General features: G+C 69.6%; 13 protein-coding genes. 3 read left to right on the forward strand and 10 right to left on the reverse strand.

Annotated features, from left to right (window positions below; translation table 11 throughout):
* Nucleotides 1–120: 120 nt before the first annotated feature.
* From ACFWV8_RS35135 to ACFWV8_RS35145, 3 genes are all read right to left on the reverse strand, one after another.
* Complete coding sequence (locus tag ACFWV8_RS35135; protein ID WP_384213935.1) at nt 121–5085, reverse strand: NAD-glutamate dehydrogenase; 4965 nt, start codon at nt 5083–5085, stop codon at nt 121–123.
* 372 nt (nt 5086–5457) lie between these two features.
* The gene (locus tag ACFWV8_RS35140; RefSeq protein ID WP_384213940.1) at nt 5458–6129 is read right to left on the reverse strand and encodes an HAD family hydrolase; all 672 of its coding nucleotides are present in this window, start codon (nt 6127–6129) and stop codon (nt 5458–5460) included.
* A gap of 44 nt (nt 6130–6173) precedes the next feature.
* Nucleotides 6174–6680, reverse strand: a complete 507-nt coding sequence (locus tag ACFWV8_RS35145; RefSeq protein WP_329387028.1) for a DUF6912 family protein — start codon at nt 6678–6680, stop codon at nt 6174–6176.
* Nucleotides 6681–7082: 402 nt separating this feature from the next.
* On the opposite strand from ACFWV8_RS35145, the gene ACFWV8_RS35150 reads away from it, so the two are divergent.
* Nucleotides 7083–7436 (forward strand): Rv3235 family protein, encoded by a 354-nt coding sequence (locus ACFWV8_RS35150; RefSeq protein ID WP_384213979.1) that lies wholly within the window; start codon nt 7083–7085, stop codon nt 7434–7436.
* A 393-nt stretch (nt 7437–7829) separates the two neighbouring features.
* Here the strand turns inward: ACFWV8_RS35150 and secA are convergent, their stop codons facing one another.
* Entirely contained in the window at nt 7830–10682 is a 2853-nt protein-coding gene (gene secA / locus ACFWV8_RS35155) for a preprotein translocase subunit SecA (RefSeq protein ID WP_384213943.1), read from the reverse strand.
* A gap of 240 nt (nt 10683–10922) precedes the next feature.
* On the opposite strand from secA, the gene ACFWV8_RS35160 reads away from it, so the two are divergent.
* Both ACFWV8_RS35160 and ACFWV8_RS35165 read left to right on the forward strand, forming a co-directional pair.
* Nucleotides 10923–11528 carry a GNAT family N-acetyltransferase gene (locus tag ACFWV8_RS35160; protein ID WP_384213945.1) on the forward strand — a complete coding sequence of 202 codons (606 nt, stop codon included), beginning with the start codon at nt 10923–10925 and terminating at the stop codon, nt 11526–11528.
* Nucleotides 11529–11583: 55 nt separating this feature from the next.
* Complete coding sequence (locus ACFWV8_RS35165) at nt 11584–12774, forward strand: winged helix-turn-helix domain-containing protein (RefSeq protein WP_384213947.1); 1191 nt, start codon at nt 11584–11586, stop codon at nt 12772–12774.
* Here the strand turns inward: ACFWV8_RS35165 and ACFWV8_RS35170 are convergent.
* The 6 genes from ACFWV8_RS35170 to mtrA all read right to left on the reverse strand — a co-directional run bounded on the left by ACFWV8_RS35170 (nt 12767) and on the right by mtrA (nt 20385).
* Nucleotides 12767–13528 (reverse strand): response regulator transcription factor, encoded by a 762-nt coding sequence (locus ACFWV8_RS35170; protein WP_189111218.1) that lies wholly within the window; start codon nt 13526–13528, stop codon nt 12767–12769. The two genes, ACFWV8_RS35165 and ACFWV8_RS35170, sit on opposite strands and share 8 nt — an antisense overlap.
* A 191-nt stretch (nt 13529–13719) precedes the next feature.
* Nucleotides 13720–14409: a ribosome hibernation-promoting factor, HPF/YfiA family gene (gene hpf, locus ACFWV8_RS35175; protein WP_384213950.1), complete on the reverse strand. Its 690-nt coding sequence runs from the start codon at nt 14407–14409 to the stop codon at nt 13720–13722.
* Between the two features lie 314 nt (nt 14410–14723).
* On the reverse strand, nt 14724–15446 hold the full coding sequence (locus ACFWV8_RS35180) for a ComF family protein (protein ID WP_384213980.1): 723 nt from the start codon (nt 15444–15446) through the stop codon (nt 14724–14726).
* Between the two features lie 329 nt (nt 15447–15775).
* Entirely contained in the window at nt 15776–17626 is a 1851-nt protein-coding gene (locus ACFWV8_RS35185) for an LpqB family beta-propeller domain-containing protein (RefSeq protein ID WP_384213952.1), read from the reverse strand.
* Nucleotides 17616–19706, reverse strand: coding sequence for an MtrAB system histidine kinase MtrB (gene mtrB / locus ACFWV8_RS35190; RefSeq protein ID WP_384213956.1), 2091 nt, complete (start codon nt 19704–19706; stop codon nt 17616–17618). Before mtrB ends, ACFWV8_RS35185 begins: the two co-directional genes overlap by 11 nt.
* Nucleotide 19707: 1 nt before the next feature.
* Complete coding sequence (gene mtrA, locus ACFWV8_RS35195) at nt 19708–20385, reverse strand: two-component system response regulator MtrA (protein ID WP_005486885.1); 678 nt, start codon at nt 20383–20385, stop codon at nt 19708–19710.
* Nucleotides 20386–20464 lie beyond the last annotated feature (79 nt).

Below are 20464 nucleotides of genomic sequence, written 5' to 3' on the forward strand. Positions count from 1 at the left end.
TTCGCGCCCCCCCGGGGGCCCCCCCCCCCCGCCACCCCCCCCCCCCCCCGCTCGGCCCCCCCACCCCGGGGCGGGGGGCCCCGCCCCCACCGCGGGCCCCCCCCTCCCGCTCATATGCCGTTACCCGTGCGTGCGCAGCAGCGTCCGCATCGTCCGCATCGCGACCGACAGATTCGCCAGGTCGAAGGAGTCCGAGCTCTGGATCTCCTCCAGCGTGCCGCGTGAACGCGTGAGAATCGCCGCGTTCTTCTGCTCCCACGCCTTGAAGCGCTCCTCCGGGGTCGACGTCCCGTTACCGACGGACAGCACGTCCGACGCGAGGGCCGCGTGCGCCGCGTACAGGTCCTCGCGGATCGACGCGCGGGCCATGGACTGCCAGCGGTCGGCCCTCGGCAGCTCGATGATCCGGTCCATCAGCTGCGTGATCCGCAGCCGGTCGCCGAGGTCGTAGTACACGTCGGCGACGGCCAGCGGGTCCTTGCCCGTGCGGTCGGCGATCTGCACGATGTCGAGCGCCGGGAACGCCGCGGAGAATCCGGCGACCCGCAGCGCCAACTCCTCGGGCACGCCCACCGAGGAGAGCTCCTCCACGATGTTCTGATACCACTCCAGGTCGGCGCCGCGCAGCAGTCGCGGCAGCTGCTGCCACACCTGCTCCACGCCTTCGGCGAAGAACTCGACCGTCTCCGCGATCTCGACCGGCTGCGGCCGGTTGCCGAGCAGCCAGCGGGTGCCGCGCTCGACCAGCCGCCGTGAGTGGAGCCGGATCCGGGTCTGGACGTCGGCGCCGACGGTGTTGTCCAGCGCCTCGACCGCGTCCCAGACCGGGCCCAGACCGAAGATCTCCCGCGCGGCTGTCTGCGCCCGTACGATCTCCTCGATCGACGCCCCGGTCTCCTCGCGCAGCCGGTGCAGGAAGGTCGAACCTCCCGCGTTCACCGTGTCGTTGACCAGCACCGTCGTGATGATCTCGCGGCGCAGCGCGTGCGCGTCGACGTGCTCGGAGAACTTCTCGCGGAGCTGCGCGGGGAAGTACGCGTACAGCAGCTTGCGCAGGTACGGGTCGTCGGGGAGCTTCGTGGAGATCAGCTCGTCGGCGACGGTGATCTTGGTGTACGCGAGCAGGACGGCGAGTTCGGGCTGGGAGAGCCCCTTGCCTCCGTTGAGCAGTTCGCGGATCTGGCGGTCGGCCGGCAGGAATTCGAGCTGCCTGTCCAGGCTGCCGTCCCGCTCCAGTCTGCGCATGAACCGCTGGTGGGCGTGGAGCAGGGACGGGGCCTGCTGGACGGCGTTGGCGAGCGCCACGTTCTGCGCGTAGTTGTTGCGCAGGACCAGCTTGCCGATCTCGTCGGTCATGGCCGCCAGCAGCTTGTTGCGCTGCTTGACGGTCATGTCGCCTTCCTTGACCAGGCTGTTGAGCAGGATCTTGATGTTCACCTCGTGGTCGGAGGTGTCCACACCGGCACTGTTGTCGATCGCGTCGGTGTTGATCCTGCCGCCCTGGCCGCCCGCGCCCCGCCGGGCGAACTCGATCCGGCCGAGCTGCGTCGCGCCCAGGTTTCCGCCCTCGCCGACAACCTTGGCCCGCACGTCCTCGCCGTTGATGCGGATGGCGTCGTTGGCCTTGTCGCCCACGTCCGCGTTCGACTCGGCGGACGACTTGATGTACGTACCGATGCCGCCGTTCCACAACAGGTCGACCGGGGCCCTGAGGATCGCCCGCATCAGATCGGCCGGGGTCAGCTTGGTCACGCCCGCCTCGATCCCGAGCGCCTCACGCACATGCGCGTTGACGGGAATCGACTTCGCCGTACGGGGGTGGATCCCGCCGCCCTGCGACAGCAGCGACTTGTCGTAGTCGGCCCAGGAGCTGCGCGGCAGCTCGAAGAGACGGCGGCGCTCGGCGAACGAGGTGGCCGCGTCCGGCGTCGGGTCGAGGAAGATGTGCCGGTGGTCGAAGGCGGCGACCAGCCGAATGTGCTCGGAGAGCAGCATGCCGTTGCCGAAGACGTCCCCGGACATGTCGCCGACGCCCGCGACGGTGAAGTCCTCGGTCTGGGTGTTGTGGCCCAGCTCCCGGAAGTGCCGCTCGACGGACTCCCAGGCGCCGCGCGCCGTGATGCCCATGCCCTTGTGGTCGTAGCCGGCTGAACCGCCGGAGGCGAAGGCGTCGCCGAGCCAGAAGTCGTAGGCGATGGCGACCTCGTTCGCGATGTCGGAGAAGCTCGCGGTGCCCTTGTCGGCGGCGACGACCAGATAGGTGTCGTCCTCGTCGTGCCGCACCACGTCGGTGGGCGGCACGACCTCGCCGCCGACCATGTTGTCGGTGATGTCGAGGAGGGCGGAGATGAACGTCCTGTAGGAGGCGATGCCTTCGGCCAGCCAGGCGTCGCGGTCCACGGACGGGTCGGGGAGGTGCTTGGCGACGAAGCCGCCCTTGGCGCCGACGGGCACGATCACGGTGTTCTTGACCATCTGCGCCTTGACCAGGCCGAGGATCTCCGTACGGAAGTCCTCACGCCGGTCGGACCAGCGCAGACCGCCGCGGGCGACCTTGCCGAAGCGCAGGTGCACGCCCTCGACGCGTGGCGAGTAGACCCAGATCTCGTACGCCGGGCGGGGCGCGGGCAGATCGGGGATGGCCTGCGGGTCGAACTTCATCGACACGTAGCTGTGATGCTTCTCGCCCGCGCCCTTGCGGCCCGTCCCGTCGTGCCCCTTGCTGGCGCTCTGGAAGAAGTTCGTCCGCAGCGTGGCCTTGATGACGGTGAGGAACGAGCGCAGGATGCGGTCCTCGTCCAGGCTGGCGACCTGGTCGAGTGCGCCGGTCAGCTCTTCGAGGAGCCCTTCGATGAGCTCCGTGCCGGCTCGCTGGCGGTTGGGCGCCATCCGGGCCTCGAAGAGGGAGACCAGCAGCCGCGTGGTGTGAACGTTGTTACGGAGGGTGTCCTCCATGTAGTCCTGGCTGAAGGTCGCGCCCGCCTGGCGCAGATACTTCGCGTAGGCGCGGAGCACCATCGCCTCGCGCCAGTTGAGTCCGGCGCGCAGGACGAGGGAGTTGAAGCCGTCGTTCTCCGCCTCGCCCGTCCAGACGGCCGCGAAGGCGTCCTGGAAGCGCTCGCGGGCGTCCTCGGCGAGGTGGTCGTCCTTGGCGTGGCCGCTCTCGCCGTGCGGCATGCGCAGCCCGAAGTCGTAGATCCAGGCCAGCGCGCGGTCAGAGCAGCGCAGTTCGTACGGCCGCTCGTCCACGACCTCCACACCGAGCTGCTGGAGGACCGGCAGGACGGCGGAGAGGGAGACCTGCTCGCCCGTGCGGTAGATCTTGAAACGGCGCTCGCCGGGGCCGGCGCCGACCGGCTCGTAGAGGGAGAGGGCGAAGTCCTTCTCCTCGCGGCTCAGCTCCTCGACCCGTACGAGGTCGGCGACGGCGGCGCGCGGTGAGTGGTCGGCCTTGTAGCCCTCGGGGAAGGCGTTGCCGTAGCGGCGCAGCAGCTCGGCGGCGCGCTCCTCCCCCAACTCGGCGTTGAGGGCCTCACCGAAGCCGTCGGCCCAGGAGCGGGCGGCCTCGACGAGCCGCGCCTCGATGCGGTCGACGTCCCGATCGGTGAGCCCGGCCAGCTCGGTGCCCTGCGGGACGCGTACGACGAAGTGGAGCCGGGACAGGATCGATTCGGTGTTCCAGGCGGTGAAGTCGACGCTGGTGCCGCCGAGCTCCTCCTTGAGGATGTCGATCAGGCGCAGCCGCACGCCGGTGGTGTAGCGGTCGCGCGGCAGGTAGATGAGGGCGGAGTAGTACCGCCCGTACTCGTCCTGGCGGAGGTAGAGGCGCAGCCGGCGCCGCTCCTGGAGGTACAGAACGCTGGTGACGATGGAGCGCAGCTGCTCGACGGGTGTCTGGAACAGCTCGTCGCGCGGGTACGTCTCCAGGATCTGCATCAGGTCGCGGCCGTCGTGGCTGTTCGGCGAGAAGCCGGCGCTCTCCAGGACCTCGGCGACCTTGCGCCGTACGACGGGCACACGGCGTACGGACTCGGTGTACGCCGCCGAGGAGAAGAGGCCCAGGAAGCGGCGCTCGCCGACGACGTTGCCCTTGTCGTCGAACTTCTTCACGCCGACGTAGTCGAGATAGCTCGGACGGTGCACGGTGGAGCGGCTGTTGGCCTTCGTAAGGACGAGCAGCTTGTGCTCGCGGGCCTTGGCACGCGCGTCGGCCGGGAGCCGGTTGAACGACGGGCTCACCGGGTGCGCCTCGTCGTCGGTGTGCCGCGGGTCGGAGCGCAGGATGCCGAGGCCGGTGCCTGGCACGGCGGTCAGCGCGTCGTCGCCGGTCAGTTCGTACTCGCGGTAGCCGAGGAAGGTGAAGTGGTTGTCGGCGAGCCAGCGCAGCAGTTCGCGCGCCTCTTCGACCTCCTGGTCGCGCAGGTCGTCCGCGGTCGGCTCGCCCGGCAGCTCGTCGGCGATGCGCAGCGCGGACTTGCGCATCTTCTCCCAGTCCTCGACGGCCTCGCGGGCGTCGGAGAGGACGCGCAGCAGGTCGGAGGTGATCTGCTTGAGATCGGAGCGGTCGGTCTCGCGGTCGATCTCGACGTGGATCCAGGACTCGATCAGGGTGTCGTGCGTCAGCTCGGCGCCCTCGGCCCGGCCTTCGGGAAGGACCTCGATCAGCTTGCCGGCGACATCGCGGCGCACCAGGATCTGCGGGTGGATGACGGCGTGGATGCCACGGTTCTGCCGGGAGAGTTCGTTGGTGACCGAGTCGACCAGGAACGGCATGTCGTCGGTGACCACCTCGACGACCGTGTGGGTGCACGTCCAGCCGTTCTCCTCGACGGTCGGCGTGTGGACCCGCACGTTGGCCGTGCCCTGCGGGCGGTTCTCGGCCAGTCGGTAGTGGGAGAGCGCCGCGCCGTAGATGTCGACCGGATCGCGGTCGGCGAGGTCGTCCGGGGCGGTGTGCAGGTAGTACCTGTGGAGGAAGGCGAGCAGCGCCTCGTTGTCCGGATGCCGCTCGTCGCCCGTACCGTCAGCGACCCGTGCCGCCCGTGCGAGCAGCTCGGCCTTGGCTTCGTCCAGCTTGGTCTGCATGTCCTCTGGCTCCTGTCGCGCGCCGTTGCGTGACGTCGATGAAAGAAGCGACACGACGCCACGACGCGGGGTGTCCGGTCGGAGTTGACGCTATGCCGCGATGAGAGATGTCCGGGACGTTATTGGCCAAAATTGACGGCCACGCCGGATTGTGGGGATCAGCGAGGCCCGGGGCGCTGTGGCACTCCGGGCGCGGGCCGGGAGCTTCACTGCTCCCACGGCGTATCGCACTGATCACGACCCCAGGCTATCCCGCCGCGCCCCGGGCCCGTCATGAACCGCATCTGTACAAAAGAAGGGCAGGAAATTTGCCGTTCCGGCCAGTGACAGGTGGCGGTGCGCGGTCAGGTGGCGACGCGGAGGAGTGCGCGGTCAGCGCGCGATGCTCTGCGCCAGGTCGACGGCATCGGCGAGACTGTCGACGACGGGAACACCCACCGCCTCCAGGCTCTTTCGGCTGTGCGATCCGCCGGTGTAGAGCACGGCGCCGGCCCCCACATGGGCGGCGGCCAGGGCGTCGTCGACGGCGTCACCGATCACCACCGTACGCTCGGGGGCTATCCGGCCCTCCCGGGCGAGCGCGGCCAGATGGCGCTCCATGTGCACGGCTTTCGTGCCGCCGGAGGGTCCTGTCCGTCCGTCGACCCGGACGAAGTGCTGGTGAATCCCGTAGTCCCGCACCACGGGCACCAGTTGGTCGTGCTCGTACATGCTGAGGATGGACTGGCTGCGGCCGGCCAGCGTCCACTGCGTCAGCAGTTCCTCCACGCCGTCGGTCAGCAGACACCCGACGCGGCGCTCCACATAGTGCCGGTGGAAGGTCTCGTCCATGACGAGCCACTCGGCGTCCGTGGGGAGACGGCCCATCAGACGCTCGTAGAAGACCGGGATCGGCATGCAGTACAGATCCCTGTACCGCTCCGCGGTGATCGGCTCCAGGCCGATCTCCTCGAAGGCGGCGTTGGTCGCCTCGATGACCGCGCTGAAGTCGTCGAGCAGTGTGCCGTTCCAGTCCCAGACCAGATGTGTGTCGTGCTTCCCCATGCCGGAAACGTTACCGGCCGGGTCTGACAACGCGCCTCGGAAACCTACGCGACGATGCCCGGGATCTCCTGCACCCCGAACCAGAGCAGTTCGTGGTCCTCGGCGCCGTCCACCGTGAACTGCGCGTCGTCGTCGCCGTGGTCGGCCGCGCCCAGCGCCGCGGCGGCCGCGGACACGTCGGCCTCGGCGTCGTCCGCGTCGACGTGCACGGCGGCGGCCTTGGCCAGGGAGACGGCCGAGGCGATCCGCACCTCACCGAGCCCGGCGGAGTCCACCCCGCGGTCGGGGTCGGCCGCGGCGTCCTTGTCCGGTACGTCGACGGCGACCACGACCCGGCGCCGGGCGGCGGAGGGGTCACCGGCGAGCAGCCGGAGAGAGGCGGCGGCGGCGCGGTTGAGGGCCGCGTACTCCAACTCCTCGATGTCGTCGGAGAGATACCACTCGCGCAGTCCGGGCGTCACCGCGTAGGCCGTCAGCGGCCCGGGACCCAACTCGCCCGCCTTGTGCGCCTCGGCGAGACCGGGAAGGGTCAGGGGGACGTAGACGCGCATGCGATGACCGCTTTCGTAGTCGGAAGAGCGGTTCAAGGATACGTGCGGGACATCCGGGCGGTCCCTCGTCGGGGTGACACTGCGGAGTCAATTCAGATCCGCGCGAATACGCAGAGTGATGCCTCCAGCCCTGCTGCGGCTTGCCCGGCCACTCGGACAGGTGACATCCGACACGCGGTCCGCCCCGGTATCCGGCCCTTGCGACGGCCGCGGATCGCCCGTAGAAGATCCCCAACACAAGTTACCGCCCGGTAACGCGTTCGCGGACCGGGCCGGCGGAACGGGGCGATCTGCGTGAGCGACACCGGGACCAGCAGGACGTACGACAGGGCGGCGGCACGGGCGGTCGCCGGCGCCACCACCCGGCCACCGGCCAGGCGCGACCCACGCAGGCCGGGCCGCGTGGTCTCCCAGCGCCGCCAACCCTGGCTCCAGCCGCACGAACGCTTCGCGGAACTGCTGCTCGCGGTCCTCAGCGGCCTGCGACCGGTCCACTCGATGCTGGGCCAGACGGTCGGCGAGGCGTACGACCAACTCGTCCGACTGGCCCCGACAACGCCCCTCCGCGCCCGCAACACGACCCCGGTGATCCGCACCTGCCGGGGCTTCCACCCCCGCCCGGGAGTGGTCGAGGCCTGGGCGAGCATCGCGGCGGGCGACCACGTCCGCGCGATGGCATTCCGCCTCGAACAGGGCCCGGACCTCCGCTGGCGCTGCGCAGCGGTAGAGGTAGCGGCCCGCCGCCCCCGGGGGTAAGGGACCACTCCAACCGCGCCGGGCGGACTATCTCAGCCCGCCCGGCGCTTGAGGACACCCAACAGGTCGGCCCGACCCACTTCAGCCCGCCCGGCGCTTGAGGACACACCGACCACCGGCCGAACCCATTCCCACCCGTCCGCCGCCAACCCCAGCCCGCCCGGCGCTTGAGGGCACCCAACAGGCCGGGCGGACTATCTCAGCCCGTCCGGCGCTTGAGGACGAACCGGCCGCCGGACGGACCCGGCCCACACCGCTCACCAGGGCCACAGGACCCTCGTACGGCCCGTACCGGGCAGCACCCCTCCCCGTGGCACAAGAAACCGCGGCCGGGCCCGGACATCATGTCCAGGCCCGGCCGCCACATCCGTACCGCGCGAAAAGGGGCTCCGCTTACTTCTTGCGGCGCCGCCCCCCACCCTTCTGCGCCTTCCGCCGCTCCGCGCGAGTCGTCCCCGCGCCCGCGCCCGCCTCCGTGCGGTCCGAGCCGCCGTTGCTCTCGAAGTCGCCCTCGACGACACCGCCCTCACCGTCCACCGTCGGCGCGGAGAAGTGCAGCCGGTCGCGGCGCTGCGGAGCCTCCAGGCCCTTCGCCCGGATCTCCGGACGCCCACCGCCCCGCCCACCGGCCGGCGCCTCCGCCTTCGCCAGCGACGTCCGCTCAGCCGCAGCCGCGGTCGCCGCCGCGTCCTGCACCGGAACCTCCTCGACCTGCTGCTCGACCTGAACCTCCAGGTTGAACAGGTAGCCGACGGACTCCTCCTTGATGCCCTCCATCATGGCGGTGAACATGTCGAAGCCCTCGCGCTGGTACTCGACCAGCGGGTCCTTCTGCGCCATCGCGCGCAGCCCGATGCCCTCCTGGAGATAGTCCATCTCGTAGAGGTGCTCACGCCACTTGCGGTCCAGCACGGACAGCACCACGCGCCGCTCCAGCTCCCGCATCACGTCCGGGCCCAGCGACTTCTCGCGCTCGTCGTACTGCTCGTGCGCGTCGTCCTTGATGGACTCGGCGATGAACTCCGCCGTGATCCCCGCGCGGTCCCCCGTCGCGTCCTCCAGGTCCTCGACGGTGACCTTCACCGGGTAGAGCTGCTTGAAGGCGCCCCACAGCCGGTCCAGGTCCCACTCCTCGGCGAAGCCCTCCGCCGTCTCCTGGCGGATGTAGTCGTCGATGGTGTCGTCCATGAAGTGCCGGATCTGCTCCTGGAGGTCCTCGCCCTCCAGGACCCGGCGGCGCTCGCCGTAGATGACCTGGCGCTGCCGGTTGAGCACCTCGTCGTACTTCAGGACGTTCTTACGCGTCTCGAAGTTCTGCTGCTCCACCTGCGACTGCGCCGAGGCGATGGCACGGGTGACCATCTTGTTCTCGATCGGGACGTCGTCGGGGACGTTCGCCATCGACATGACACGCTCGACCATCTGCGCCTTGAACAGCCGCATCAGGTCGTCGCCCAGCGACAGGTAGAAGCGGGACTCGCCCGGGTCGCCCTGACGGCCGGAACGACCGCGCAGCTGGTTGTCGATCCGGCGCGACTCGTGACGCTCCGTACCGAGGACGTACAGCCCGCCGAGCTCGACGACCTCCTCGAACTCCGCCTTCACCGCCTGCTCGGCCTTCTCCATCGCGGCGGGCAGCGCTGCCGCCCACTCCTCGACGTGCTCCACCGGGTCGAGCCCGCGCTGGCGCAGCTCCGCCTCGGCGAGGTCGTCGGGGTTGCCACCGAGCTTGATGTCGGTACCACGGCCGGCCATGTTCGTGGCGACGGTGACCGCGCCTTTGCGCCCGGCCTGGGCGATGATCGGCGCCTCACGGTCGTGCTGCTTGGCGTTCAGCACCTCGTGCTGCACGCCCCGCTTCGAGAGCTGCTGCGACAGGTACTCGGACTTCTCCACGGAGGTCGTGCCGACCAGGATCGGCTGGCCCTTCTCGTGCTTCTCGGCGATGTCGTCGACGACCGCCGCGAACTTCGCGACCTCGGTGCGGTAGATCAGGTCGGGCTGGTTGACCCGGATCATCGGCCGGTTCGTCGGGATCGGCACGACACCCAGCTTGTAGATCTGCTGGAACTCGGCGGCCTCGGTCATGGCCGTACCGGTCATGCCCGAAAGCTTGTCGTAGAGGCGGAAGAAGTTCTGCAGGGTGATCGTCGCGAGCGTCTGGTTCTCGTCCTTGATGTCCACCCCTTCCTTCGCCTCGATCGCCTGGTGCATGCCCTCGTTGTAGCGGCGGCCGGCGAGAATACGGCCGGTGTGCTCGTCGACGATCATGACTTCGCCGTCGATGACGACATAGTCCTTGTCGTTCTTGAAGAGCTCCTTGGCCTTGATGGCGTTGTTCAGATAACCGACGAGCGGGGTGTTCACCGACTCGTAGAGGTTGTCGATGCCCAGCCAGTCCTCGACCTTCGCGACGCCGGACTCGTGGATCGCGACGGTGCGCTTCTTCTCGTCGACCTCGTAGTCGCCGGTCTCCTCGATGCCCTTGAGCTGGTTGCCCGCCTCGCCCTTGGTGAGCCGCGTCACCAGCTTCGCGAAGTCGCCGTACCACTTCGTGGCCTGGTCCGCGGGGCCGGAGATGATCAGCGGCGTACGGGCCTCGTCGACCAGGATCGAGTCGACCTCGTCCACGACGGCGAAGTTGTGACCGCGCTGGACGAGCTCCTCCTGGGACCACGCCATGTTGTCGCGGAGGTAGTCGAAGCCGAACTCGTTGTTCGTGCCGTACGTGATGTCGCAGTTGTACTGCTCGCGCCGCTGCGCGGGCGACATGTTCGCGAGGATGCAGCCGACGCTCAGGCCCAGGAACTTGTGGACCCGGCCCATCATCTCGGAGTCGCGCTCGGCCAGATAGTCGTTGACCGTGATCACGTGAACGCCCTTGCCGGACAGCGCGTTCAGATAACAGGGCAGCGTGCCGACGAGAGTCTTGCCCTCTCCGGTCTTCATCTCGGCGACATGGCCGAGGTGCAGCGCGGCGCCGCCCATCAGCTGGACGTCGTACGGACGCTGGCCGAGCACCCGCTTTGCCGCCTCACGGACGGTCGCGAAGGCCTCGGGGAGCAGGTCGTCAAGACTCTCGCCGTCGGCGTAGCGCTGTTTGTACTCGTCGGTGAGGGCCTGCAACTCGGCGTCGGAGAGGGCGGTGAAGTCCTCCTCGATGGAGTTGACCTGGTCCGCGATGCGGTGCAGTTTGCGCAGGATCTTGCCTTCGCCTGCACGCATGAGCTTGTTGAAGACGGACACTGAGGTTGGTCTCCTTGCCGGTCGGGCCTGGCACTGGGTCTGGTGATGGACACTGGCGCGGGCGCGGCGGGCCGACCCCACCGCAACGGCCATCGTAAGCGAGGACCCGGCCGCCTCGGGAGGTCCACGTGACGCCGGCCTCCTGTCACCCGTCCTGAGAACGCGCGGGAGGCTCCGAAGGTGCCGGTGAGCCGTTGAAAAGCGCTCGCGCCGGGGAACCCCGCTCACCAGAATCCCCCTATGGAGCCACTCGCCCCCGATTCCGCCCGGCCCGACGCCTCGACCACCTCCTTGATCACCGAGCGGCTGCGGCTGCGGCCCCTGGTCCCGGACGACATCGACGCGGTGTACGCGGCCTGCCAGGATCCCGACATCCAGCGGTGGACGACGATCCCCTCTCCGTACGAAAGACAGCACGCCGAGCACTTCATCGAGCGGGTGGTCCCGGACATGTGGCGGGCCGGGACCAACTACGTCTTCGCGGTCGAGAGGGTCGGCGGCGGCCCGCTCCTGGCCTCGATCAACGCCCACAGCCAGACCGGTGTGTGGGAGGTCGGCTACTGGACGGTCAAGGAGCACCGCGGCCGGGGCTACACGACGGAGGCGCTGCGCGCCCTGGTCCGCTGGATCTTCACGGAGCTGGGCGCCGAACGCGTCGAGTGGCGGGCGGAAGCCGGCAACGAGGGGTCGCGGGCCGTCGCCCTCAAAGCCGGTTTCGCGCTGGAGGGCACCCTGCGCGCCGCTCTCCTCATGAAGGAGACGACGCGTGACGTCTGGATAGGCGCGATGCTGCCCTCCGATCTCGGCCTGCCGTCCAGGCATCCGTATCTGCCCGCCCGGCCCTGAGGGCCCCGCTCCGGGCCCCGCTCGACTGTCAGTGCCGCCGTCTATCGTTCGGGGCATGACCACTGTGCCGTCCCCCGCCGCCGAGCTGTCCGCCGCCGAAGCCCGCCGTCTGGCACTGCGCGCCCAGGGGTTCCTCGGCGCGCCCGACCGTCGCGGCGGCGTGCGCGGTGTGCTGCGCCATCTCGGGGCCGTCCAGCTGGACACGATCTCGGTGCTGGCGCGCTCGCACGAGCTGATTCCGTACGCACGACTGGGTGCCGTGGGCCGCAGAGAGGTCGAGGAGTCGTACTGGACGGAGGCGGCGACCGCCGGCGCCCCGCCCCGGCCGCACGCCTTCGAGTACTGGTCGCATGCCGCCTGCATCCTCCCGATCGAGGAATGGCCGCATTTCGCTTTCCGGCGCCGTGCCTACCGCGCCCGCCCCCACTGGCACCACGAGCTGTCGGACGGGGCGTACGACGCGGTGATCAAGCAGTTGCGTGCCGAGGGCCCGCTCACGGCGACGCAGCTGGGCGGCGCGAAGAACGGCGGGGAGTGGTGGGACTGGTCCGAGGCGAAGGTCGCTGTCGAGCGGGCGCTGATGCACGGCGAGGTGGTGTGCACCGGGCGGCGCAGCTGGAAGCGGGTCTACGACCTCGCGGAGCGCGCCATCCCGGACGAGGTGCTGCACGACGATCTGGACGACACCGAGTGCCTTCGCCGGCTCGTACGGCTCGCGGGCAAGTCGCTCGGGGTGGGCACCCGCTCGGACATCGGGGACTACCACCGCATCAAGGGTGAGCAGGTCGACGCGGTGATCGCGGACTCGGGGCTGGTGCCGGTGACGGTGGAGGGCTGGGCGAAGCCCGCCTGGGCCGACCCGGACGCGCTGGCGAGCGTGCCGCGCGGGCGGCACCGTACGACTCTGCTCTCACCGTTCGACTCGCTCATCTGGGAGCGGGCCCGTACGGAGCGGATCTTCGGCTTCACCCACCGCCTGGAGGCCTACGTCCCCAAGCCCAAGCGGATTCACGGGTACTTCGCGATGCCCCTGCTGTCGGGCGGGAAGCTGCTCGGCCGTGTCGACCCGGCGCGTGAGGGCAGCACGCTCGTCGCCCGGCAGGTGTCGCTGGACACTCCCGCCGCTGTCGAGCCCATGGGGCGAGCGCTGCGGGAGGCCGCGGAGTGGGTGGGCTGCGACTCCGTACGGATCGAGCGCGTCGACCGCCCCGACCTCGCGGCGGCGCTGACGCGGGCCGTCATCTGATTTCGAGGATCTTCTCGCGCATCGCGTAGACCACGGCCTCCATCCGGGAGTGCAGCTGCAACTTCTCCAGGATGTTGCGGACATGGTTCTTCACGGTGTTCTCGGAGATGAACAACTCCTTGGCGATATCCCGGTTGTTCATTCCCGTGGCGACCAGCTTGAGGACTTCGAGCTCGCGTTCGGTGAGCCTCGGCGCGGGTACGAGCCTTCGTTCGTCGGTGCGCTGAATCATCGACTTGAACTCGGTCAGCAGCTTGGAAGCCATGGAGGGGCTGATCTGTGACTGCCCGTCGGCGACAGCGCGAATCGCGGTGGCCACCTCGTCCGTCGAGATCTCCTTCAGGAGATAGCCGGTGGCGCCCGCCTTGATCGCGTCGTAGAGGTCGGCCTCCTCGTCGCTGATCGTCAGCATGATGATCTTGGCACTGGGGGCCACCTCCTTGATGGAGGTGCATGCCTCGATGCCGCCGCGCCTGGGCATCCTGACGTCCATCAGCACAATGTCGGGGAGCAGGTCGGCGGCCTTGTCGACGGCCTCGGCGCCGTCGCCGGCCTCCCCCACGACCTGGATGTCCTCCTCCTGGGCGAGGACGATCTCCAGCCCCCGGCGGAAGAGCGCGTGGTCGTCCACGACAAGGACCCTGATGGGCTCCTTGCCGGGGTCGTCCGGGTCCGCGCCGCTGCCCGGTCCGGCACCGCCGGTCGTACCGCCGGCACCGTGAGCGTGGTGCACCGGCCCGAAGCTGTCCGCCATCGTTCCTCCCCCTGAAGGCCATGGGCCGAAGTACATGCGAGCTACACCAACCCCGGGTCAGGGACAGGACGTTGGCGTGCGTGGCCATGATTTCATGCCCGGCCGACAGAGCGGTGATCCAGTAGTCGCGCGATGGTGCCCCCGCGGCCGGATCAGGACCGCGGGGGCACCACCGAGGGGTGTCGTTTCTCTCAGCCGCCGAGCGCGCCGCCCGCGCCCGCCGCCCCGGACTCGGCCAACTGGTCGGTCCTCAGGTGGATGACGCCGTAGTCGTAGGCGTGCCGCCGGTAGACGACACTCGGCTCCTTGGTCTCGGAATCCACGAACAGATAGAAGTCATGTCCGACCAACTCCATCTCGTAGAGAGCCTGGTCGAGGGTCATCAGGGCCGCGGTGTGTGTCTTCTCGCGGACCACCAGCGGTCCTTCGCCCTGTACCTCGAGCGAGCCGATCCTGGTGGTGCGTACGCCGTTCGACGACTCGTTCACGGGGGCGGGACCCGAGCCGTTCAACTGGGCGACCCCAGGAACGACGTCGACAACCTCGGCTGCCGAAAGCCTGCCGTTGCCACGGCGGTTGAAGCGCTTCTCGTGCTGCCTGCGCAGCCGTGCCTCCAGCTTGCCGGTGGCCAGGTCGAGCGCTGCGTACGGGTCGGCGGCGGAGGCTTCCGCCCTGATGACGGGGCCGCGGGAGTGGAGGGTGATCTCCACCCGGTCGCAACGGTCCGCCTGACGCGGGTTGTGCTCCTTGGACACCTCGACGTCGAGGCTGATCACCTTGCCGTCGAGCTTCTGGATCTTCTCCAGCTTCAGCTTCTCGGCCACGTGCTTGCGGAACCGCTCGGGTACCTCTGTCTTGCGGCCCTTGACGACGATGTCCACGCAGAACTCCGTTCCCGGATTCGCTCCGCCGCGTTGCGGAACTACTCCCTCTTGCACCCGACCTCGATGATCATCGAGGCCTCGGACTTGGCGACTTTCACCTCCTCCTCCCCCATGGGCAAGATCTCCATTCCCCCTGTCTCCGAGGTTCTGGAAAACGCTCCAACACGCCGCTGCATATCAGTGAGTACAGCTTTCGCTTTCCTCACAACCGAACATAGCCCTCTTGGACGGGTATCGGCACCCGCTACCCGCGCGTACGTCCGTTCCGGTGTTTTACGACCCTCACCACCTGCAACGAAGCAAACTCGCGATCAGTTCCGGTTTATTTCGAAAGAGAGCGGAGGCGCGGCCACCACAGCGGCGCTCACCTGTGCGAATGCCGAGTTCCCCGGTCTCGTCGCGGCGTGGACCGCACGCGAAGCCTCCACAAGCGAGGCACCGGTTGTCATGAGATCGTCCACCAGCACCACTCGGCCGCCCTCCAGGAGCCCCGCACCACCGACCGGGACCTCCAGAGCCCCGGACAGATTGGCGAGCCTCTGACGGGCTCCCAGGCCCGACTGGTCGGCCACCGCTCGCCGCTGCCGCAGCACCGGGAGCACCCGGGCCGAGCGACCCGTACTCCGCAGTTCCCCGGCCGCCGCCAGCGCGATACGGCGGGCCGCGTCGTGTCCCCGAGCACCCACGGCGCGTTTCGTCGAGGGAACCGGCACCAGCATCAGCGGGCCGACACCGGTGCCCGGCGGTACGGCCGCCTCGATCGCCCCGGCCAGCGCCCTGCCCAGGGGCGCGGCCAGCCCGAGCGTGCCACGCTCCTTGTGGGCCAGCAGCACGGCCCGAACGGCGTCCTCGTACGGCGCGGCCGCATGCACCACCGGCAGCCCCATGGGCTCGGGAACCGGCCTCACCCGGCAGGGCCACATCCCGTACAGCGCTCTTCCGCACGCGTCGCACAGCGGCGTCCTGGGACTCCCGCAGCCGCCGCAGGCGACCGGAAGCACCAGCCCGGTGATTTCTCGCCACCACCCCCGCATGTCATCCACTGTGCCAAGGTCTCGGACCTGCGGCCACCCCTGTGGATAACCCGGTTCGGGATCCGGCCACAAAGTCCCCCAGGAGCCGCACCCGACCCGTCGGCCAGGGAGGTGACCAGGCCCTGTCCGGTGGGTCTTCCACCGGACAGGCCCTAGGCCGCGTCTAACAAATCCCGCCTGGCGTGCGACGCCCTGCACGCACGCCCGCCGCGTTGTCGGAGTCGCCCACGTACGCCCAGTACGAGAGCGATCCTCCGCCTTGCGGACGCACGCACCGGACGCCGCACGCCCCGCCCTGCGGGCGGACGGCGCTATTTGTCAGACACGACCTAGCCCGGATAGACCGGTGACGAGCCCTCTTTCACCATCGTCTGCCAGTTCGCGCCGGTCGGCAGCCGCACGATGCCCGCGTCGTCCGAGTCCGCGACCAGCGGCTGCTGTTCGTCGTCGGTGGCGGCGATGCCCGTGACCTGATTCAGACCGGGCAGCACACCCGCTGCCGACGTCGAACCGTCCGTCTGGATGTAGCTCACCTGCTGCACCCCTCCGGCCTCCTTGCCGACCACGACCAGCCTGCTGGGGCCGGCCCAGGACACAGCGGTCACCGTCTCCATACGAGGTGCCACGGCCTTCAGCTCTGTCACCGACACCGTCTGCTGCGTGGCGGGCCCGCGACGCTCCACCCGGCCGATCTGGAGGGTCGTCCGCCCGTCCTCGGAGAGGAGCAGCGCAACCCGTACGCCGTCGGCGGAGACCCGCAGCGCCTCGATACGCGCGCCGCCCAGACCGTCGACCTTGACCTCGCGGGGCGCGTCCGCGCCGTCGGCGAGACGCAGCAGCCGGGGCTGCCGCGGGTCCCGGTCCGCTATCCACAGATCGCCGTTGCCGTCCCAACTGGGCGCCGACAGCCGGTCCTCCTTCTTCTCGGCCTTGCTGACGACCAGGGCGTCGCCGACCTCGCCCGCCGAGATGATGGACCCGACGTACATGGACTTGCCGTCCTGCGAGACGCCCGCCGCGTGCTTCTCGTCCCGCGCCACCGCGACCTGGCCCAACGGCATTGTTCCGTCGCCGAACGGCCCCCGCACACGCGGCGGATCGATCGGCTCCTTGCTGCTCGCCGACAGTTGCGCGAGGCGGCCCTTCGCGTCGATGAAGTACGGACTGTCCGCGCTGCCCGACGTGCGGTCGGCGGCGAACTCCTCGGCCTGGTCACCGCTCAGCACGCACAGCGAGGAGCCGTCCTGCCGCAGCAGCTCGACCTGTTCGCCCCGGGTGGACGTCAAGTCCCGGAGGGTGAAGAGCAGTTGCGCCGCCATCTTGCGGCACTGCTCGCGCCCGACGTTGTCGACCTTCGAGTTGAGCGGGACCTTGAGGGCGTTCCGGTCGTCGAATTCGAGTGTCCGGGTGCCGCGTCTGAGCTCCGTACCGGCCGGGAAGGGCGAGTCGACCACGGGCCGCATCCAGTCCGTGGGTCCTTCGAGGAGCACTTTGACGGCCTGGGTGACCGGGTCCATCCGCGTCACGGGGTCTATCCGCTGCCGGATGTAGACGGGGTCGGCGACGAGCCAGCCCTGCCCCGAGGCGAAGTAGTACTTGTTCACCGCACGGTAGTTGCGCTGGAAGTCGGACTCGCCGAGGACCAGCCCCTGGGGAAGGTCGTCGATGCGCCATTCCTTGCCGTCCAGCACGTTCTCCTGGACGAGATGGATGGAGCCGCTGTACGGCTCCGGGGCCACCGGCTGGTAGGCGTGCCCGGCGTCGACGGCTGCGATCTGGTCGCCGTACAGCGGATAGGTGAGCCCGGGGCCGTCAGGACCGGAGGGGCCCTGGGGGTCGGCAGGGTCGGGGGCCGCCGCCAGCACCGTCGTACGGTTCGCCGGCTGCCAGCTCTGCGACGCCTGCTTGGTCAGATACTTCCTGGCCACCGCGAAGTCGGGGTCGTCGCTCGTCATCGCCTCCAGGAAGCCGTCGACGATCTCGTTCGGATCCGCGCCCTCGGCGGGAGCGACGGGATACACCCGCACCTGGGAGTCACCGCGCGGCGATGCCTTGACGGGCTCGACGTCCCCGCTGTTCGGGATCGACGCGCAGCCGGCCAGCAGCAGGGCACCACAGCCGAACACGAGGGGCAGCCGCACCGTGCGCCACCGGCTCTGACGAAGGCGGTCAACGCCCACGAGTTGTGTCCTCCCGCTGAGGTGCCTGCGCCGCGGACGCGGGCGCGGAGGCAGATGACGATGTGGTCCTCGGCGCCGAGGGCGAGGAGGTGGCCGCGGAGGCGTCGGGATCCCGCTCCACGGGCTCCCCGGCGGCACGCGGCACGACCCGGGAGCCATTGCCCGGCAGCGCCGTCGGGTCGGCCACCCCGGCGGGGGGTGGCACCGGCGCCCGGGGCGGCACCGGAAGCGACGACGCGGTCGGCGCCTGGGAGGGCACGCCCGCCGGCCGGTGCGCGCTCTCCTTGGAATCGAAGGCGGAACGCTCCCGGCCGCGCCGCGAGTCCTCCGGCTCCAGCGGTATGGGCGAGCCGCGCAGCGGCTCGTCGGCGGTGCGCGGCAGCGTCAGCCGGAACTGCGACCCGCCGCCCGGCTCGCCCCATGCCTGGAGCCAGCCGCCGTGCAGGCGCGCGTCCTCGACGGCGATCGACAGGCCGAGGCCGGTACCGCCGGTGGTACGCGCCCGCGCCGGATCCGCCCGCCAGAACCGGTTGAAGACCCGCGTCGCCTCGCCGGGCTTGAGGCCCACCCCGTAGTCCCGTACGGCCACGGCGACGGCTCCGCCCGCCACCGCCATCCGCACCACCACGTCCCGCCCCTCACCGTGCTCGACGGCGTTGACGACGAGATTGCGCAGCACCCGCTCCACCCGACGGGCATCGGCCTCGGCGACGACCGGCTGCTCGTCGCCGATGACTCGGATCCGGGTGCCCTTGCGCTCGGCGAGCGGTTCGGCCCCGCCGATCACGCGGCGTACGACCACCCGCAGGTCTATGGGCTCGGCCTCCAGCGCGGCGGCGCCCGCGTCGAACCGGCTGATCTCCAGCAGATCCGAGAGCAGGGACTCGAAACGGTCGAGCTGGTCACCGAGCAGTTCCGCCGAGCGCGCGGTGACGGGGTCGAAGTCGACCCGGGCCTCGTGAATGACGTCTGCGGCCATCCGGACCGTGGTCAGCGGGGTGCGCAGCTCGTGCGAGACGTCCGACACGAAGCGGCGCTGCATCCTGGAGAGCTCCTCCAGCTGCTGGATCTTGAGCTGAAGATTCTGGGCCATCTTGTTGAAGGCCTCGCCGAGACGGGCGATGTCGTCCTCGCCGGTGACCTTCATACGTTCCTGGAGACGGCCCGTGGAGAGCCGTTCGGCGATCCCCGCCGCCATCCGTACGGGCGTCACGACCTGCCGTACGACGAGCCAGGCGATGGCCCCGAGCAGCACGACGACGAACAGCCCCGCCGTCGCGAGGGTGCCCTTGACCAGATTGAGCGACTGCTCTTCCTGGGTCAGCGGGAACAGGTAGTACAGCTCGTAGGAATTGCCGTCGACATCCGTCAGCCGCTTGCCGATCACCAACCCGGACTCAGGCTCTCGGCCGTCCGTGTACTGGATCAGGGTGTAGGTCTGGAATGTCCCCGTGCCCTTGGCGACATCCGACCGCAGATCCGCCGGAACGCTCGCGATGTGGTCCACGCCGCCGGAGGCGCGCGGGAAGCGGCTGCTGGATCCCGCGCCGTGCGCGTCCGCGCTCAGCGCCACCACGTTGAACGCGCTCTGTCCGCCACTGGCCAGCTGTACGACCAGGTCTGAACGCCAGTTGACGGAGTTACGGCTCGACCTGCCGTCCCCAGCGCCGCCGTCCTGGCCGCCCGGCTCGACCGGTGCGTCGGCCTTCTCCTTGGCGACGGTGAAACCACCGGCCGCCTGGCTCTGGGCCGCTTTCTCCTTGGCGTCGAGCAGCCCGTTGCGGACCTGCCCGATCACGACGAAGCCCAGCAGCAGCACAACGCCGAGGGACATCAGCAGAGTGGTGGTGACCACCCTGAGCTGGATGTTCCGCCGCCACAGCCGTACGGCGGGCAGCACCGGACGCCTGAGCCAGCGCACGACGAGCCGCAGCGCCGGACTGCCCGCCGCCCCGTCCTGGAGCAGCCGGCCACGGCGCAGAAGCCTGCCCAGGCGTGAGGCCCGGCGGCCCCGCTCGGCAGTCCGCCCCGCACGGGCTCCCGGCTCCCCGGGCTTCGGGGCAGCACTGCCGCTGGACATCTCAGCTCGGTCCGGCCTTGTAGCCGACACCGCGTACGGTCACGACGATCTCCGGGCGCTCCGGGTCCTTCTCGACCTTGGAACGGAGCCGCTGCACATGCACATTGACCAGGCGGGTGTCGGCCGCGTGACGGTAACCCCACACCTGCTCCAGGAGCACCTCACGGGTGAAGACCTGCCACGGCTTACGGGCCAGCGCGACGAGCAGGTCGAACTCCAGCGGCGTCAGCGCGATGGACTGCCCCTCACGCTTCACCGAGTGACCCGCCACGTCGATGACCAGATCGCCGATGGCCAACTGCTCCGGGGCCGGCTCCTCGGACCTGCGCAGCCGCGCCCTGATCCTGGCGACAAGCTCCTTGGGCTTGAACGGCTTGACGATGTAGTCGTCGGCGCCCGACTCGAGCCCCACCACCACGTCGACCGTGTCGCTCTTGGCCGTCAGCATGACGATCGGCACACCGGACTCGGCCCTGATGAGCCGGCACACCTCGATACCGTCGCGGCCGGGCAGCATCAGATCCAGCAGCACCAGATCCGGCTTGGCCTCACGGAAAGCGGCGAGGGCCTTGTCTCCGTCCGCTACGAACGACGGCTCGAACCCTTCACCTCGCAGCACGATGCCGAGCATCTCGGCCAGTGCGGTGTCGTCATCGACGACAAGGACGCGTCCCTTCATATCGACATCATCCCATTTTCATTTCCGTTGCGTAGACTTGCGTGATCCAGCTCACTGACCTGGGACGACGTGGACGTAT

The organism is Streptomyces sp. NPDC058665 (assembly GCF_042714995.1).
Lineage (GTDB): Bacteria > Actinomycetota > Actinomycetes > Streptomycetales > Streptomycetaceae > Streptomyces.

Bases quoted from the DNA above. Each gene is read 5' to 3' on its own strand.
- ACFWV8_RS35145 (WP_329387028.1), bottom strand. From the start codon at position 6,680: ATGCGCGTCTACGTCCCCCTGACCCTTCCCGGTCTCGCCGAGGCGCAC.
- ACFWV8_RS35180 (WP_384213980.1), bottom strand. From the start codon at position 15,446: ATGCGGGGGTGGTGGCGAGAAATCACCGGGCTGGTGCTTCCGGTCGCC.
- ACFWV8_RS35160 (WP_384213945.1), top strand. From the start codon at position 10,923: ATGGAGCCACTCGCCCCCGATTCCGCCCGGCCCGACGCCTCGACCACC.
- ACFWV8_RS35140 (WP_384213940.1), bottom strand. From the start codon at position 6,129: ATGGGGAAGCACGACACACATCTGGTCTGGGACTGGAACGGCACACTG.
- ACFWV8_RS35165 (WP_384213947.1), top strand. From the start codon at position 11,584: ATGACCACTGTGCCGTCCCCCGCCGCCGAGCTGTCCGCCGCCGAAGCC.
- mtrA (WP_005486885.1), bottom strand. From the start codon at position 20,385: ATGAAGGGACGCGTCCTTGTCGTCGATGACGACACCGCACTGGCCGAG.
- ACFWV8_RS35170 (WP_189111218.1), bottom strand. From the start codon at position 13,528: ATGGCGGACAGCTTCGGGCCGGTGCACCACGCTCACGGTGCCGGCGGT.
- ACFWV8_RS35135 (WP_384213935.1), bottom strand. From the start codon at position 5,085: ATGCAGACCAAGCTGGACGAAGCCAAGGCCGAGCTGCTCGCACGGGCG.
- mtrB (WP_384213956.1), bottom strand. From the start codon at position 19,706: ATGTCCAGCGGCAGTGCTGCCCCGAAGCCCGGGGAGCCGGGAGCCCGT.